The organism is Aquabacterium sp. CECT 9606, assembly GCF_918741295.1.
In the GTDB taxonomy this organism is placed as follows: Bacteria; Pseudomonadota; Gammaproteobacteria; order Burkholderiales; family Burkholderiaceae_C; genus Aquabacterium.
In genome coordinates this window covers 1,310,931-1,324,412 of sequence record NZ_CAKKNB010000001.1, presented here as the reverse complement: position 1 = coordinate 1,324,412, position 13,482 = coordinate 1,310,931, and the positions used below count along the sequence as shown (strand labels likewise).

At 60.3% G+C, this 13,482-nt stretch carries 13 protein-coding genes; 7 read left to right on the top strand and 6 right to left on the bottom strand.

Annotated elements, in window-relative coordinates:
- The first annotated feature begins 59 nt into the window (after positions 1-59).
- The 5 genes from LQ232_RS06200 to LQ232_RS06180 all read left to right on the top strand — a co-directional run bounded on the left by LQ232_RS06200 (position 60) and on the right by LQ232_RS06180 (position 7,244).
- Positions 60-491 carry a MerR family transcriptional regulator gene (locus LQ232_RS06200; protein WP_230179409.1) on the top strand — a complete coding sequence of 144 codons (432 nt, stop codon included), beginning with the start codon at positions 60-62 and terminating at the stop codon, positions 489-491.
- Entirely contained in the window at positions 488-904 is a 417-nt protein-coding gene (locus LQ232_RS06195; protein WP_230179408.1) for a hypothetical protein, read from the top strand. Before LQ232_RS06200 ends, LQ232_RS06195 begins: the two co-directional genes overlap by 4 nt.
- A gap of 181 nt (positions 905-1,085) precedes the next feature.
- Positions 1,086-2,402 carry a TolC family protein gene (locus tag LQ232_RS06190; RefSeq protein ID WP_230179407.1) on the top strand — a complete coding sequence of 439 codons (1,317 nt, stop codon included), beginning with the start codon at positions 1,086-1,088 and terminating at the stop codon, positions 2,400-2,402.
- Positions 2,403-2,415: 13 nt separating this feature from the next.
- Positions 2,416-4,086 carry an efflux RND transporter periplasmic adaptor subunit gene (locus tag LQ232_RS06185; protein ID WP_230179406.1) on the top strand — a complete coding sequence of 557 codons (1,671 nt, stop codon included), beginning with the start codon at positions 2,416-2,418 and terminating at the stop codon, positions 4,084-4,086.
- Positions 4,083-7,244, top strand: coding sequence for an efflux RND transporter permease subunit (locus tag LQ232_RS06180; RefSeq protein WP_230179405.1), 3,162 nt, complete (start codon positions 4,083-4,085; stop codon positions 7,242-7,244). The genes LQ232_RS06185 and LQ232_RS06180 overlap by 4 nt, the downstream gene beginning before the upstream one ends.
- 14 nt (positions 7,245-7,258) lie before the next feature.
- Here LQ232_RS06180 and LQ232_RS06175 read toward each other — a convergent pair whose 3' ends face one another.
- Positions 7,259-7,513 (bottom strand): heavy-metal-associated domain-containing protein, encoded by a 255-nt coding sequence (locus tag LQ232_RS06175; protein WP_133611072.1) that lies wholly within the window; start codon positions 7,511-7,513, stop codon positions 7,259-7,261.
- Positions 7,514-7,690: 177 nt separating this feature from the next.
- Between LQ232_RS06175 and LQ232_RS06170 the strand changes: the two genes are divergently transcribed.
- Positions 7,691-10,150, top strand: a complete 2,460-nt coding sequence (locus LQ232_RS06170; protein ID WP_230179404.1) for a heavy metal translocating P-type ATPase — start codon at positions 7,691-7,693, stop codon at positions 10,148-10,150.
- Positions 10,151-10,158: 8 nt separating this feature from the next.
- Positions 10,159-10,605 (top strand): Cu(I)-responsive transcriptional regulator, encoded by a 447-nt coding sequence (gene cueR / locus LQ232_RS06165; RefSeq protein ID WP_125244136.1) that lies wholly within the window; start codon positions 10,159-10,161, stop codon positions 10,603-10,605.
- Between the two features lie 34 nt (positions 10,606-10,639).
- Here cueR and LQ232_RS06160 read toward each other — a convergent pair whose 3' ends face one another.
- From LQ232_RS06160 to LQ232_RS06140, 5 genes are all read right to left on the bottom strand, one after another.
- Positions 10,640-10,930, bottom strand: a complete 291-nt coding sequence (locus LQ232_RS06160; RefSeq protein WP_137839884.1) for a CopK family periplasmic copper-binding protein — start codon at positions 10,928-10,930, stop codon at positions 10,640-10,642.
- A gap of 109 nt (positions 10,931-11,039) precedes the next feature.
- Positions 11,040-11,891, bottom strand: coding sequence for a hypothetical protein (locus tag LQ232_RS06155; protein WP_137839883.1), 852 nt, complete (start codon positions 11,889-11,891; stop codon positions 11,040-11,042).
- 220 nt (positions 11,892-12,111) lie between these two features.
- Entirely contained in the window at positions 12,112-12,453 is a 342-nt protein-coding gene (locus LQ232_RS06150) for a copper-binding protein (RefSeq protein WP_230179403.1), read from the bottom strand.
- A gap of 8 nt (positions 12,454-12,461) precedes the next feature.
- Complete coding sequence (locus tag LQ232_RS06145) at positions 12,462-12,950, bottom strand: DUF411 domain-containing protein (RefSeq protein WP_137839881.1); 489 nt, start codon at positions 12,948-12,950, stop codon at positions 12,462-12,464.
- A 2-nt stretch (positions 12,951-12,952) separates the two neighbouring features.
- Positions 12,953-13,456: a plastocyanin/azurin family copper-binding protein gene (locus tag LQ232_RS06140; protein WP_230179402.1), complete on the bottom strand. Its 504-nt coding sequence runs from the start codon at positions 13,454-13,456 to the stop codon at positions 12,953-12,955.
- Positions 13,457-13,482: the final 26 nt, after the last annotated feature.

The following is a 13,482-nucleotide window of genomic DNA, read 5'->3' as shown; positions in this document are numbered from 1 at the left end:
CAACATTCGCTTCGCCTAAACTCCGTTCTGCGCAACAGACATTAGCCAAATCGCTCCACATGCCCACGCACGCCTTCACCGTTCGCAAGCTCGCCGACTCGGCAGGGGTCGGTGTGGAAGCGGTGCGCTTTTACCAGCGTCGCGGGTTGTTGCGTGAGCCTGCGCGTGAAGGCAATGGCTTTCGGCAGTACGACGAGGGTGACGTGCGGCGCTTGCGTTTCATCAAACGTGCGCAAGAGCTGGGCTTTTCCCTCGACGATGTGGCCTCGCTGGTGTCTTTGAGCGCCGAGACCGATCAGGTGCGCGTGCGCGAGATCACCCAGCAACGTGTGCTGGACATCCGCCAGCGAGCCACCCAACTGGAAGCCATGGCCGTTGCCCTTGAAGGCTTGGTCACTTGTTGCCAGAAGTCGGCCAATGGCGATCACTGCCCCATCATCGCGGCCCTGGTCGATCACGCCCCCCGACCCGCAGAGCAGGTGGCCGCATGACCATGCCTCGCGCGCTCAAGCATTGGATTTGCCGACTGATGGTCGGCGTGATCTTGTTTGCGCAGATGAGCGTGGCAGCCTACGCTTGCCCCAGCAACATGGTCTCCGGCAATGCCACAGCCGACGCCATCACCGCGATGGGCGCCATGGTGGATTGCGAGCAGATGGGCGAAGGCATGGGAAGGCACCTGGACCAAGCCAACCCTGGCCTGTGCGCCGAGCATTGCCACCCCACCCAACAAAGCGATCACACCCAGGCGCCTACCGTGCCTGCGGCGCTGTTGATCGCGCTGTACACCGTCGCCCTGACGGTGGATGCGTCAAGGCCGGATGGCCTGGCGCCGACTGCGGACAGCCGCCTTCACGCGGCGCCACCACCGCTGTCCATACTGCACTGCTGCTTCCGAATTTGACACGCCGAGTGACGCGGCGCTGACGGCCTGACGGTCGCCTCAGCGCCTGGTCGTGCGGGTTGCTGGCCAATGCAGGCGCGTGGCGTTCTGCCTTGCCTGCCCTGTCCCGCGCACGCCTACGCCATTGGCTTCATTCGGAGGTGTCATGTTTCCCCATTTTTCGCTCCTGTCACGCAGGAGCATGCAACTGGTCGATCTCGGCCATCCCATCTGCATGCGCATTCGCACGCGCTTCCAAGGTGTCGCCGTTCTGGTGGCCCTCAGCCTTGCCTCCTTCCACGCCCATGCGGGCGACGTCCTGACGTTTGAACAGGCTCTCAGGCTGTCTCAGGCACGCTCTCAACAACTGGTGGCCCAGAACCACGCCACGGCGGCTGCCCGCGACATGGCTGTTTCGGCCGCTCAGCAGCCCGATCCCGTCCTCAAACTGGGCATCAACAACCTGCCCATCAGCGGACCTGATCGCTTCAGCGTCACCCGCGATTTCATGACCATGCGCTCGGTGGGCCTCATGCAGGAGTTCACCCGTCAAGACAAACGCCTTGCACGGTCCGTGCGTTTCGAGCGAGAGGCCCAGGCCAGCGAAGCCAGCCGCGCTCAAGCGCTGACTCAACTGCAACGAGACACAGCCATCGCCTGGCTGGATCTCTACTACCAGGAACGCATGCTGGCCCTGGTCAAGGCCCAGCGCGATGAAATCCGCCTGCAAGTGGAGGCGACTGAGGTCGCCTATCGAGGGGGCAGAGGATCGCAAACTGAAGTGCTCGCTGCCCGCGCAGCGCTTGCTCAGGTGGATGACCGCATTGACCAGGCCATGCGTGAAGTGAGCACAGCGCAGACCGCGCTGCGCCGGTGGACAGGTCGTGCAGCCGACACGCCCCTGGCCGATGCGCCCGACACCCGCCATGTTCCCTCGCACCTGAACGATCTGGAAAGCACCCTGACCACGCACCCTGACATCACCGTCCTGATCCGGCAGGAAGAGATGGCCCAGGCCGACGCAGACCTGGCCCGAGCCAACAAACAAGCTGACTGGGGTGTGGAGCTGATGCTCAGTCAACGTGGGCCCGGCTATTCCAAGATGGCCTCTGTCAATGTCTCCGTTCCCTTGCAATGGGATCAGACGAGCCGTCAAGACCGCGACCTGGCTGCCAAGTTGGCCACCGTTGAGCAGATGCGCGCCCAGCGCGAAGAAGCCACACGGGAGCACCTCGCCCAGGTCACGGTAATGCTCCAAACCTGGCAGAGCAGCCGGGATCGCCTGCGCCGCTACGACAGCACCCTGATCCCCCTGGCGGGCGAGCGAACACAGGCCGCTTTGACCGCCTATCGAGGCGGCAGCGGCACGCTGGCCTCCGTGCTGGAGGCTCGCCGCATGGCCTTGGACACCCAGATGGACCGACTGCGACTCGACATGGACACCGCTCGCATCTGGGCGCAGCTCAACTACCTGATTCCGGTGGCACACGACGTGGCCATGCCCGTTCTTGACCGCTGACACGGAGCCCTACATGAAACTCAAAAAACTGGTGATCGCCATGATTGCCGCCACAGCACTGAGCGCCGCCGCATATGGCCTGTACGCATTGGGCATGCAAAGAGGCATGGGCATGAATGCCGATGCTGATCAGCGCCCCGCTCAACCCGCCACTGAAGCAACCGCCACCCAAGCCCTGCCGCAAAGCGTGGCCGAGGGTGAAGACGCCACCCGGCGCCACATCGCCGATGGCCTCAAGGCTGGCGACATGGACCCGGTCACCGGCAAGAAGGTCCTGTACTACCACGACCCCATGGTGCCGGGCAACAAGTTCGACAAGCCCGCCAAGTCGCCTTTCATGGACATGATGCTGGTGCCTGTTTATGCAGACAGCGACGGAGACCAGGGCAAGGTCACTGTGAGCCCACGCATCCAGCAGAACCTGGGCGTGCGCACCGCAGAGGTCACCGAGGGGGTGCTGTCGCCCCAAGTTTCTGCCGTGGGCAGCATCGCTTACAACGAACGCGACCAGGTTGTCATGCAAGCACGGGCCGCCGGGTTTGTGGAGCGGTTGCATGTGCGCGCCACGCTGGATGCGGTCAAGCAAGGTCAACCCCTGGCCGATCTCTATGTGCCTGAATGGGTGGCTGCACAAGAAGAGTTTTTGTCTGTTCGCCGCATGCAGGGCAACGACCTGGGCAGCTTGGTCGATGGCGCTCGCCAGCGCATGCGTCAGGTCGGCATGAGCGAGGATCAGATCAAGCGCGTCGAGCAAACCAGCAAGACCCAGCCGCGCGTCACCCTGGTGGCACCCATCAACGGCGTGCTCAGTGAGTTGATGGTGCGTGAAGGCATGTCCGTGATGCCTGGGGCCACCTTGTTGCGCATCAACGGCGTGTCCACGGTTTGGGCCAACGCCGAGGTGCCGGAGAGTCAAGTCGCGCAACTGCGCCCAGGCACCAAGGTGCAGGCCCGCAGCCCGGCTGTGCCTGGCACCACCTTTGAAGGCACGGTTCAGGCCCTGGTGCCAGAGGTCAACCCTGGCACCCGCACCCTCAAGGCCCGCGTGCAATTGAACAACCCAGGCATGCACCTGGTGCCGGGCATGAGCGTGGCCATGCAGTTCATGGACATGCGTGCCGAGAAGGCCTTGTTGATCCCCACAGAGGCAGTCATCCAGACGGGCAAGCGCACCGTGGTGATGCTGGCCGAAGACAAAGGGCGGTTCCGCCCGGTCGAGATCGAGGCGGGCATCGAGAGCGATGGGCAAACCGAGGTCAAGCGCGGTCTGGATGTGGGCCAGCGTGTGGTGGTGTCATCGCAGTTCCTCATCGATTCGGAAGCCAGCCTCAAAGGTGTTGAGGCGCGGCTCAATGGCGCACCGGCACCCACCATGGACAACACCGCCCCCAGACACGAAGGTCAGGGCAAGGTGGAAGCCCTGGCAGACGAGGCCATCACCTTGTCGCACGGGCCGATTGCCTCACTCAAGTGGGGCGCCATGACGATGGATTTCAAGGTGCCGCTCAAGGGCGGGCTGCCCCGCCATCTGGAAGTGGGTGACCCGGTGAGCTTTGAGTTCTACATGGATGCAGACGGCATGCCGCAGTTGACCCGACTGTCGCACCTGGCACCTGAGCCCCAGCCTGCGTCCGAGGCGCCCCATCACGCCCATGGCACATCCAAGCAAGGGAGCAAGCCATGATCGCCCGCCTGATCCGTTGGTCCATCACCAACCGCTTCCTGGTGCTGCTGGCCACCTTGATGCTCAGTGCATGGGGGGTGTATTCGGTTACGATAACGCCGCTGGACGCCTTGCCTGACCTGTCTGATGTGCAAGTCATCATCCGCACGACCTACCCGGGCCAGGCGCCGCGCATTGTGGAGAATCAGGTCACCTACCCGCTGACCACGACCATGTTGTCGGTGCCTGGTGCCAAGACGGTGCGGGGGTACTCCTTCTTCGGCGACTCTTATGTCTACGTGCTGTTCGAGGACGGCACCGATCTGTACTGGGCCCGCTCGCGTGTGCTGGAGTACCTGAACCAGGTTCAGTCGCGCTTGCCCGCCAGCGCCAAGGCGTCGCTGGGGCCCGACGCCACGGGCGTGGGCTGGATTTACCAATACGCCCTGGTGGACCGTGGTGGCACCCAGGATGCGGGCCAGTTGCGCGCCTTGCAGGACTGGTTCTTGAAGTACGAACTCAAGACAGTGCCGAATGTGGCGGAAGTCGCCTCGGTGGGCGGCATGGTGCGCCAGTACCAAGTGGTGCTGGACCCCGACAAACTGGCCACCTACGGCATCGCGCACACCCAGGTGGTCGAGGCCATCCAGAAGGCCAACCAGGAAGCGGGCGGCTCGGTGCTGGAGTTGGGCGAGGCCGAGTACATGGTGCGCGCCTCGGGCTACTTGCAATCGCTGGACGATTTCCGGCAAGTGCCCTTGATGACCACCGACGCAGGCGTGTCGGTGCGCCTGGGGGATGTGGCCCGCATCCAGATGGGGCCGGAAATGCGCCGGGGCATCGGTGAGCTGGACGGTGAGGGAGAAGCCGCTGGCGGCGTGATCGTGATGCGCTCAGGCAAGAACGCATTGGAGACGATTGCTGCGGTCAAGGCCAAGCTCAAGACCCTGCAAGCCAGCTTGCCCAAAGGGGTGGAGATCGTGCCTGTGTACGACCGATCCACCCTCATCGAGCGTGCGGTGGAGAACCTTTCGCACAAGCTGCTCGAAGAGTTCGCCGTGGTGGCCGTGGTGTGCTTTGTCTTTTTGTTTCACCTGCGCTCGGCCCTGGTGGCCATCATCTCGCTGCCCCTGGGCATCCTGGCGGCTTTCATCGTCATGCACTACCAAGGGGTGAACGCCAACATCATGTCGCTGGGAGGCATCGCCATTGCCATCGGCGCCATGGTGGATGCAGCCGTGGTGATGATCGAGAACGCACACAAGCACTTGGAACACTGGGAGCAAGCCCACCCCGATCAATCGCTGGAAGGTGCCGAGCGCTGGAAGGTCATCGGCGATTCGGCGGCCGAGGTCGGGCCCGCGCTGTTTTTCTCACTGTTGATCATCACGCTGTCTTTTGTGCCAGTGTTCACGCTGGAGGCGCAAGAGGGGCGGCTGTTCTCGCCGCTGGCCTTCACCAAAACCTATGCCATGGCGGCGGCAGCGGGCTTGTCGGTCACGCTGATCCCCGTGCTGATGGGCTACCTGATCCGTGGCCGCATCCCCAGCGAGCAGAGCAACCCGCTCAACCGACTCCTGATTGCCATCTACCGCCCACTGCTCAATGCAGTCTTGCAAGGCCCCAAGCGCACGCTGGCGGTGGCCGCCGTGTTGCTGTTGCTCAGCTTGTGGCCCTTGCAGCACATTGGCGGTGAGTTCATGCCCAAGCTGGACGAGGGCGACCTGCTCTACATGCCCACGGCCCTGCCAGGCTTGTCCGCAGGCAAGGCCGCCGAGCTGCTTCAGCAGACCGACCGTTTGATCAAGACCGTCCCCGAGGTGGCCAGTGTCTATGGCAAGGCAGGCCGCGCCGAAACCGCGACCGACCCGGCACCCATGGAGATGTTCGAGACCACCATCCAGTTCAAACCCAAAGACCAATGGCGCCCCGGCATGACGCAAGACAGGCTGGTTGAAGAACTGGACCGCATTGTGAAAGTACCCGGCTTGGCCAACATCTGGGTGCCCCCCATCCGCAACCGCATCGACATGCTGGCCACCGGCATCAAGAGCCCCGTGGGCGTCAAGGTGGCGGGCACCGACCTGGCCACCATCGACCGACTCACGGGTGAGATCGAGCGTGCGCTCAAAGATGTGCCCGGTGTCAGCAGCGCCTTGGCTGAGCGCCTGACCGGTGGGCGCTATGTCGATGTCAACATCCGCCGCGATGCCGCCGCGCGCTTTGGCATGAACATCGCTGATGTGCAGTCGCTCATCAGCTCGGCAGTGGGCGGCGAGAACATTGGCGAGACGGTGGAAGGCTTGCAGCGCTTCCCGATCAACCTGCGCTACCCACGCGAGACACGTGATTCGCTGGAAAAACTGCGCACCTTGCCCATCGTGAACGAGCGTGGAGAGCGCCTGGTCTTGTCCGACGTGGCCGACATCCGCGTGACCGATGGCCCGCCCATGCTGCGCAGCGAGAACGCCCGCCTGTCAGGCTGGGTGTATGTGGACATCCGGGGGCGGGATCTGCGATCAGCGGTGCAGGACATGCAAAAGGCCGTTTCAGCTAAGGTCAAGCTGCCACCGGGCTACTCAGTGTCCTGGTCAGGCCAGTTCGAGTTCCTGGAGCGGGCCACGGCCAAGCTCAAGGTGGTGGTGCCCTTCACGCTGCTGATCATCTTCGTGCTGCTGTACCTGACATTCGGTGCATTTGACGAGGCCTTGCTGATCATGGCCACGCTGCCCTTTGCCCTGGTGGGCGGCATCTGGTTGCTCTACCTGCTGAGCTACAACCTGTCGGTGGCTGGGGCAGTCGGGTTCATTGCATTGGCTGGCGTATCCGCCGAGTTCGGCGTGATCATGCTGCTCTACCTCAAGCAGGCTTGGGGCGAGCGCATCGACAAGGGCCAGGTCAGTGTCGATGACTTGCTGGACGCCATCCGTGACGGTGCCGTGCTGCGCGTGCGCCCCAAGGCCATGACGGTGGCAGTGATTCTGGCGGGTTTGCTGCCGATCATGTGGGGCACCGGCACTGGCTCGGAGGTCATGCAACGCATTGCTGCACCCATGGTCGGGGGCATGATCACGGCGCCACTGCTGTCGATGTTCGTGATTCCGGCTGCGTACCTGCTGATTCGCCGCAGCAAAAAGGCAAGGCACGCCACGCAAGCGCCTCACATGAAACATGCCTGAAGGCTGTCACGCCATCACCCACAACAACAGCCACCTCGACTGGCCTTCTCGGGTTTGAGCGGCCCATTTGTCATCACCACAGGGGTGTAACCAGCCTCCTGGATTGCGTCGCGAAGTTCATCTGCATCTGCCTCGGTGGGTTCGATCTGGACTTGGTGCGACTGCAACTCGATCCGTACAGTGGCCTCTTTATCGATGGCCCGCACCGCCTTGGTGATGGTGCTGACGCAATGGCCGCAAGTCATGTCCTTGACTTCAAAAGTGATCATCAGAAACTCCGAATGGTTTTTGGTGGGTTCACTTTCAAGCTTCCCACAGCAGGAAGGTCAAGCACCTGTTTTCAATAACCATGCCATCAAAGCAAGTAATTGCCACATGACTTTACATTCCCACGATGGGAAGCTTGAGGATCCACGACAAATATCAACCACCTATACGGGCACACCATGATCTCCCCGCAAAAGCCGCTGGCCACATTCCGAATCGACATCCCCATCTCGGGGATGACTTGCGCTTCTTGTGTGTCCAGGGTAGAAAAATCGCTCAAGGCAACGGCTGGTGTGCAAAGCGCCAACGTCAATTTGGCCACCGAAGTGGCCTCGGTCCAAGCGGACCCATCTGTGAACCTTGAGGTACTCAGCGCAGCCGTCCGCGAGGCCGGCTACGACCTGAAGACCACCGATGTGGCCCTCCATGTCGAGGGCATGACCTGCGCCTCTTGCGTCACCCGGGTGGAAAAAGCCTTGCTCAAGGTTCCCGGCGTCTTGTCGGCCTCCGTCAACCTGGCAACCGAACAGGCCGCCGTGCGTGCACTCTCCACGATCCCACCCGCATCTCTCGTGGCAGCGGTCACCAAGGCAGGCTATGTGACTCAATTGAAGCAGGAAGCCGAGCCCGCAAAGCCCAACACCCTGCCGACATGGGGGCCCGTGGCGATCGCTTCTGTTTTAACCTTGCCTCTGGTATTGCCCATGGTGCTGCAGTTGGTGGGGATCGACTGGATGCTCAATGGCTGGCTGCAACTCGCACTGGCCACGCCGGTGCAATTCTGGCTGGGCTGGCGCTTCTACCGGGCAGGATGGCGGGCCTTCAAGGCCAAGGCCGGCAACATGGACCTGCTGGTTGCGCTTGGCACGTCCGCAGCCTTCGGCCTGTCCGTCTACCTTCTGATGCGGCATTCACAGCACGGCATGCCGCACCTCTATTTCGAAGCCTCGGCTGCCGTGATCACGCTCGTTCTCCTGGGCAAGTGGCTGGAGGATCGCGCAAAGCGGCAGACCACGGACGCGATTCGCTCTCTGAACGCCTTGCGGCCGAGCACGGCACTGGTACGACGCGATGGCGTTGACGTCGAAACGCCCATGGCCGACGTGCGGGTCGGTGACCTGGTGTGCATACGCCCGGGTGACCGCGTGCCCGTCGATGGCGACATCATGGAGGGGCGCAGCCACGTGGATGAATCGCTCATCACCGGCGAAAGCCTGCCTGTGTCCAAACAAGTGGGTGATCAGGTGACCGGCGGGGCCATCAACGCCGAGGGCATGCTGATTGTCAGGACGCAGGCCGTCGGTGCCGAAACAACCCTGGCACGCATCATCCGACTGGTCGAGTCGGCCCAGGCGGGCAAGGCGCCCATTCAGCGCATCGTGGACCGTGTCAGCGCCGTGTTCGTTCCGGTGGTGTTGGGGATCGCGTTGCTCACCTTCCTGGCTTGGCTTGGCATCAACGGAGACTGGGAGCATGCCCTGATCAACGCTGTGGCTGTGCTGGTGATCGCCTGCCCATGTGCATTGGGCCTGGCCACACCCACGGCGATCATGGTCGGAACAGGCGCCGCCGCACGCCGAGGCATCCTCATCAAGGATGCTCAGGCGCTTGAGATCGCACACTCGGTGACCGTCGTGGCGTTCGACAAGACAGGCACACTGACGGAAGGCAAGCCGACGCTGGTCGCCGTTGTCCCGGCCGAAGGGTCAGGCATTGACGAAGTGGTCGCTCTGGCCGCAGCGTTGCAACAAGCAAGCAGCCATCCGCTGGCGCTGGCAGTCACGACCCACGCCCGCGATGCGCGCCTCACGATCCCGCCAGTACAAGACGCCAAGGCACTGGCGGGCCGGGGCGTCGAGGGCATGGTGAGGGGAGCCAAGTTGATGCTGGGCAACACCAGACTTTTGAATGAACTGGGGGTGGATGCAGGTGCGCTCGGCACGCAAGCCGATGTGTTGGAGCGGCAAGGACGGACCTTGTCATGGCTTGTGCAGCAAAACGCAGGCGGCTTTGAACTGTTGGGGCTGATGGCCTTCGGAGACACCGTCAAGCCCACGGCAACTGCAGCGGTGAGAAACCTGCACCAACTGGGCATCAAAACCCTCATGCTGACCGGCGACAACCAGGGCAGCGCTGATGCGGTCGCGCAGGCCCTGGGTATTCTCGATGTGCGAGCGGAGGTGCTGCCCAGCGACAAAGCGGCCATCGTGCAAGCCTTGCGCGCCAGCGGTGAGGTCGTGGCCTTCGTGGGTGATGGCCTGAACGATGGCCCTGCCCTGGCTGCAGCATCTTGCGGTTTTGCGATGGCCGGAGGTGCTGACGTGGCAACCGAGACCGCAGGCGTCACGCTGATGCGCGGCGACCCCAGGCTGGTGGCCGACGCCCTGGATGTGTCGCGGCGAACCTATGCCAAGATCAAGCAGGGGCTGTTCTGGGCCTTTGCCTATAACGTCCTGGGCATCCCACTGGCGGCACTGGGCATGCTCAACCCCGTCATCGCGGGTGCCGCCATGGCGCTCAGCAGCCTCAGCGTCATCGCCAATGCGCTCTTGCTGCGCCGTTGGCGGGGTGCGATGGAAAACGAGTTGCCACAGCACACCAAGCCTGCCACCGTCAATTCACAAGGAGCCGCTGCATGAGCGAACACATGAACATCGGAGAAGCAGCCAAGGCCTCTGGCGTGTCGGCCAAGATGATCCGGCACTATGAAAGCGTGGGGCTCTTCCCCGGCGCTTTGCGAACCGATGCAGGTTACCGCCAGTACACCGACAAGGAGGTCGGCACCTTGCGCTTCATTCGGCAAGCCAGAGACCTCGGGTTCTCGCTGGATCAGATCCGCGAACTGCTGGGACTATGGCAAGACCGTCGACGCCCAAGCCGCCAAGTGAAGGCGCTGGCCCAGGCCCATCTGCAGGAGTTAAATCAGAAGCTCCAGGAATTGCTTGCCATGAAGGCCACCCTCGAACACCTCGTTCATTGCTGCCATGGTGATGACAGACCGGACTGCCCGATCCTCGATATCCTGGCAACCCCACATGCCCAAAGCGAAACGAAGCCCGCGCGGAGCGGGCTGCGGTCAGGTCGGCAAAGTTGACCTGGACGATGTGGGCAAGCAGCGCATCATCCAATCAATCCAGGTGTCCTTCGCTGATCAGGTTGCCAAGCCTTGCCACCTCGTTGCTGCTCGCAACTATCTTCTTCCCGTCGACGGTTTCTAACGTTTCACCTTTTTTCATGTAAACGGCTTTTCCATACTTACTTTCCTTCGCCATTTTTCCATCCTTGAAAATGTAAAGCGTGCCACCATCTTTCAGTTGATGCGTAGCAGCGGCCTGATTTTTAGCCGCATCACCAGCATAAGCAGACCCGACAAATCCAATCAAGGCGACAAGCGTGATCAACGAGGTAGAATTTTTCATGGTGTTTCCTCTTAGAAATTGGCAAAAATGTGGCCTTCGAATAAAATATATAAGGCCACGACATGCAATTTAACCGCTGCCACCTTACATAGACATGACGTCGCGATGACTAATTTGACAGCATCTCGTCAATATTAAAACGTCTTGAAAACTCATCCGTCATTCTTGAAATAATGTACTTGTCATAGACCCTTGCCAATTGCGCATCATTGCCACCCAAACGGATGTTCTTTTTGAACAAGGCCGTACGTCTGGACCCAGGTATATCTGGTCTGCGTGAGGGAGCATTGAAAACTTGCCTGACCCGAAATCCGGAGCGCACAGCACACGCGTTAACCCAAATATCATCCGCATCAGGACACGTCGCCCGGTAACCGAGTCCGACTCGTTTGAGCAGAAGCAGAAAATCAGGTGGGTAAAGTACACCACCCACTCCAGTGGAGAAATTTAGATGGGAGGGGACACTGCTATTGCAAAGCGGCCATGCGATGTAGGGCATCAATGCATCGCCATTCGTTAAGACAGACCGAGCGCGCAAACAATGAATAACGGCCTTATCGCTCAACCAGGCATCAAAAAGATGCTTGAAAGCAAGATGTTCGTAAAAAACATCGTCGTCAATGGTGATCAAAGGTCGAACGAAAGAGGCATTCATCTGCAGATAAGGTTGCAGCTTTTTGTGAGGCCCATCGTTTTCGCAGGTTATCACCTCCAATCCACGATGACACAAACGCGTCAACGATTTCGGCAATCGCCCCGGCCAATCTTCCCGAGACAAGAACAGAATGACTCTTCTGGGCTTAATTCCGCTGCACGCAGATTCGATCGCCAAATGAACCCTGTTGACACGATCTCCGTGTGAAGTGAGGGACACATCAAACGCTGAGCTCTCGTCCACCAATTTTTCTTTCGATAACCAGTTTTTCAATGCATACCGAAGAAAAAGAAGATAGCTCTTCACCACAGCCCCAAAACAAAAAGCATTCCCAAATCAGGCCAAAAACCATCTTCAGCTGAGCGGGCACTGAATTGGACTATGGGCGATCCTCTAACCAACCAACCCGATCAGATAAATAGCCCAAGCAAAGCCCGATTGAATCGATCTCGGAAAAACACCACCGAGCACAGACAGTCAACGCTAACTCAACAAGCCTGGCACCTAACGTGATTTAACACTTTCGTCAAGGCGCATTTTTAATTTCCGTCACGATCATCTTCCCACCCTCGCTGAGGACCATGAATTTCACCTGATCACCAGGCTTGAAATTGGACAAGATGCTCTTGTCTTTGGCGGTAAACACCATGGTCATGCCTGGCATGTCCAGGTGCTTGATGTCACCATGCTTGATGGTGACTTTGCCGTTGGTCTGATCAATTTTCTTGATCTCGCCGTCGGTCATTGCGGGAGCCTGCGCGGACTCCATCTTCGAATGGTCCATGGCAGCTTGAGCGAATGAAGCAAGTGGAGAAGCGATGCCGATGGCACAAGCCGATACGGCTAAAAACTTAGCAATGGCGTTCATTGTTGACCTCATGAGTAAGAGTTAAAAACCAGAACCGATCCGTCTTTGCGGATCAGCAGCACTTGGTATGGATCGCGGTGACCATCAAAGTCAGGCCCATCCATCCCAGGAGATCCGACAGGCATGCCAGGCACAGCCAAACCCAGGGCATGTGGCCTGTCTTTGAGCAACCGGCGGATATCGCGCGCAGGGACGTGCCCCTCGATCACATAGCCGGACACCACAGCCGTGTGACAGGATGCCTGCCGCTCCGGCATCCCAAGGGCGGCACGCGCGGCCTTGTTGCCCTCATCCACCACGGTGACGACGAAGCCATTGTGCTCAAGGTGCGAGACCCACAGCTTGCAACAGCCGCAGTTGGGATCTTTCCACACCTTGATTGGTGTTCGCTCCGCAGTCTCTGAGGCCGCCCAAATCGTCGGCGTACATGCCAATGACAAGGCCGCCATCAGCACTTTGCGCCTAGAGCGCAATGGAGACACAGATTGGTCTCGCATGATCATTTCTTCGAAACCTGGACCTTGCCCTTCATGCCCGCCTCGTAGTGACCAGGAACCAAGCACGCGAAATTCACTGTCCCGGCTTTAGTGAACTGCCAGACGATTTCACCTTGCTGCCCAGGCGCAATGGTCACCTTGTTGGGCTCGTCGTGCTCCATGTTCGGGAACTTCTTCATCACCTCCAAATGCTCCAAAAGTTCCTTTTCGGTCCCCAGGTTCATCTCGTGCTTGATCTGGCCTGCGTTTCTGACGACGAAGCGCACTGTTTCGCCCTGCTTGACTTGAATCGATGCAGGTTCAAATCGCATCTTGTCGCTCATCGAAACCTTGATCGTTCTGGTGACTTTCGATGCCCGACCAGGCTTGCCGATGGCGGTTTCTTCAGCGGCCTGGGTTCCTGCACCATGGTCATGCGCATGGTCTCCCCCAGCAAATGCGGAAGCGGACAGCGTCAAGCAAGTTGCAGCAATGAAGTGGGTGGCGAATCGACGTTTGTTCATCATGAAAAATCCGTATCAAGAGGTTGAGA

Bases quoted from the DNA above. Each gene is read 5' to 3' on its own strand.
- LQ232_RS06200 (WP_230179409.1), top strand. From the start codon at position 60: ATGCCCACGCACGCCTTCACCGTTCGCAAGCTCGCCGACTCGGCAGGG.
- LQ232_RS06195 (WP_230179408.1), top strand. From the start codon at position 488: ATGACCATGCCTCGCGCGCTCAAGCATTGGATTTGCCGACTGATGGTC.
- LQ232_RS06190 (WP_230179407.1), top strand. From the start codon at position 1,086: ATGCAACTGGTCGATCTCGGCCATCCCATCTGCATGCGCATTCGCACG.
- LQ232_RS06185 (WP_230179406.1), top strand. From the start codon at position 2,416: ATGAAACTCAAAAAACTGGTGATCGCCATGATTGCCGCCACAGCACTG.
- LQ232_RS06180 (WP_230179405.1), top strand. From the start codon at position 4,083: ATGATCGCCCGCCTGATCCGTTGGTCCATCACCAACCGCTTCCTGGTG.
- LQ232_RS06175 (WP_133611072.1), bottom strand. From the start codon at position 7,513: ATGATCACTTTTGAAGTCAAGGACATGACTTGCGGCCATTGCGTCAGC.
- LQ232_RS06170 (WP_230179404.1), top strand. From the start codon at position 7,691: ATGATCTCCCCGCAAAAGCCGCTGGCCACATTCCGAATCGACATCCCC.
- cueR (WP_125244136.1), top strand. From the start codon at position 10,159: ATGAACATCGGAGAAGCAGCCAAGGCCTCTGGCGTGTCGGCCAAGATG.
- LQ232_RS06160 (WP_137839884.1), bottom strand. From the start codon at position 10,930: ATGAAAAATTCTACCTCGTTGATCACGCTTGTCGCCTTGATTGGATTT.
- LQ232_RS06150 (WP_230179403.1), bottom strand. From the start codon at position 12,453: ATGAACGCCATTGCTAAGTTTTTAGCCGTATCGGCTTGTGCCATCGGC.
- LQ232_RS06145 (WP_137839881.1), bottom strand. From the start codon at position 12,950: ATGCGAGACCAATCTGTGTCTCCATTGCGCTCTAGGCGCAAAGTGCTG.
- LQ232_RS06140 (WP_230179402.1), bottom strand. From the start codon at position 13,456: ATGATGAACAAACGTCGATTCGCCACCCACTTCATTGCTGCAACTTGC.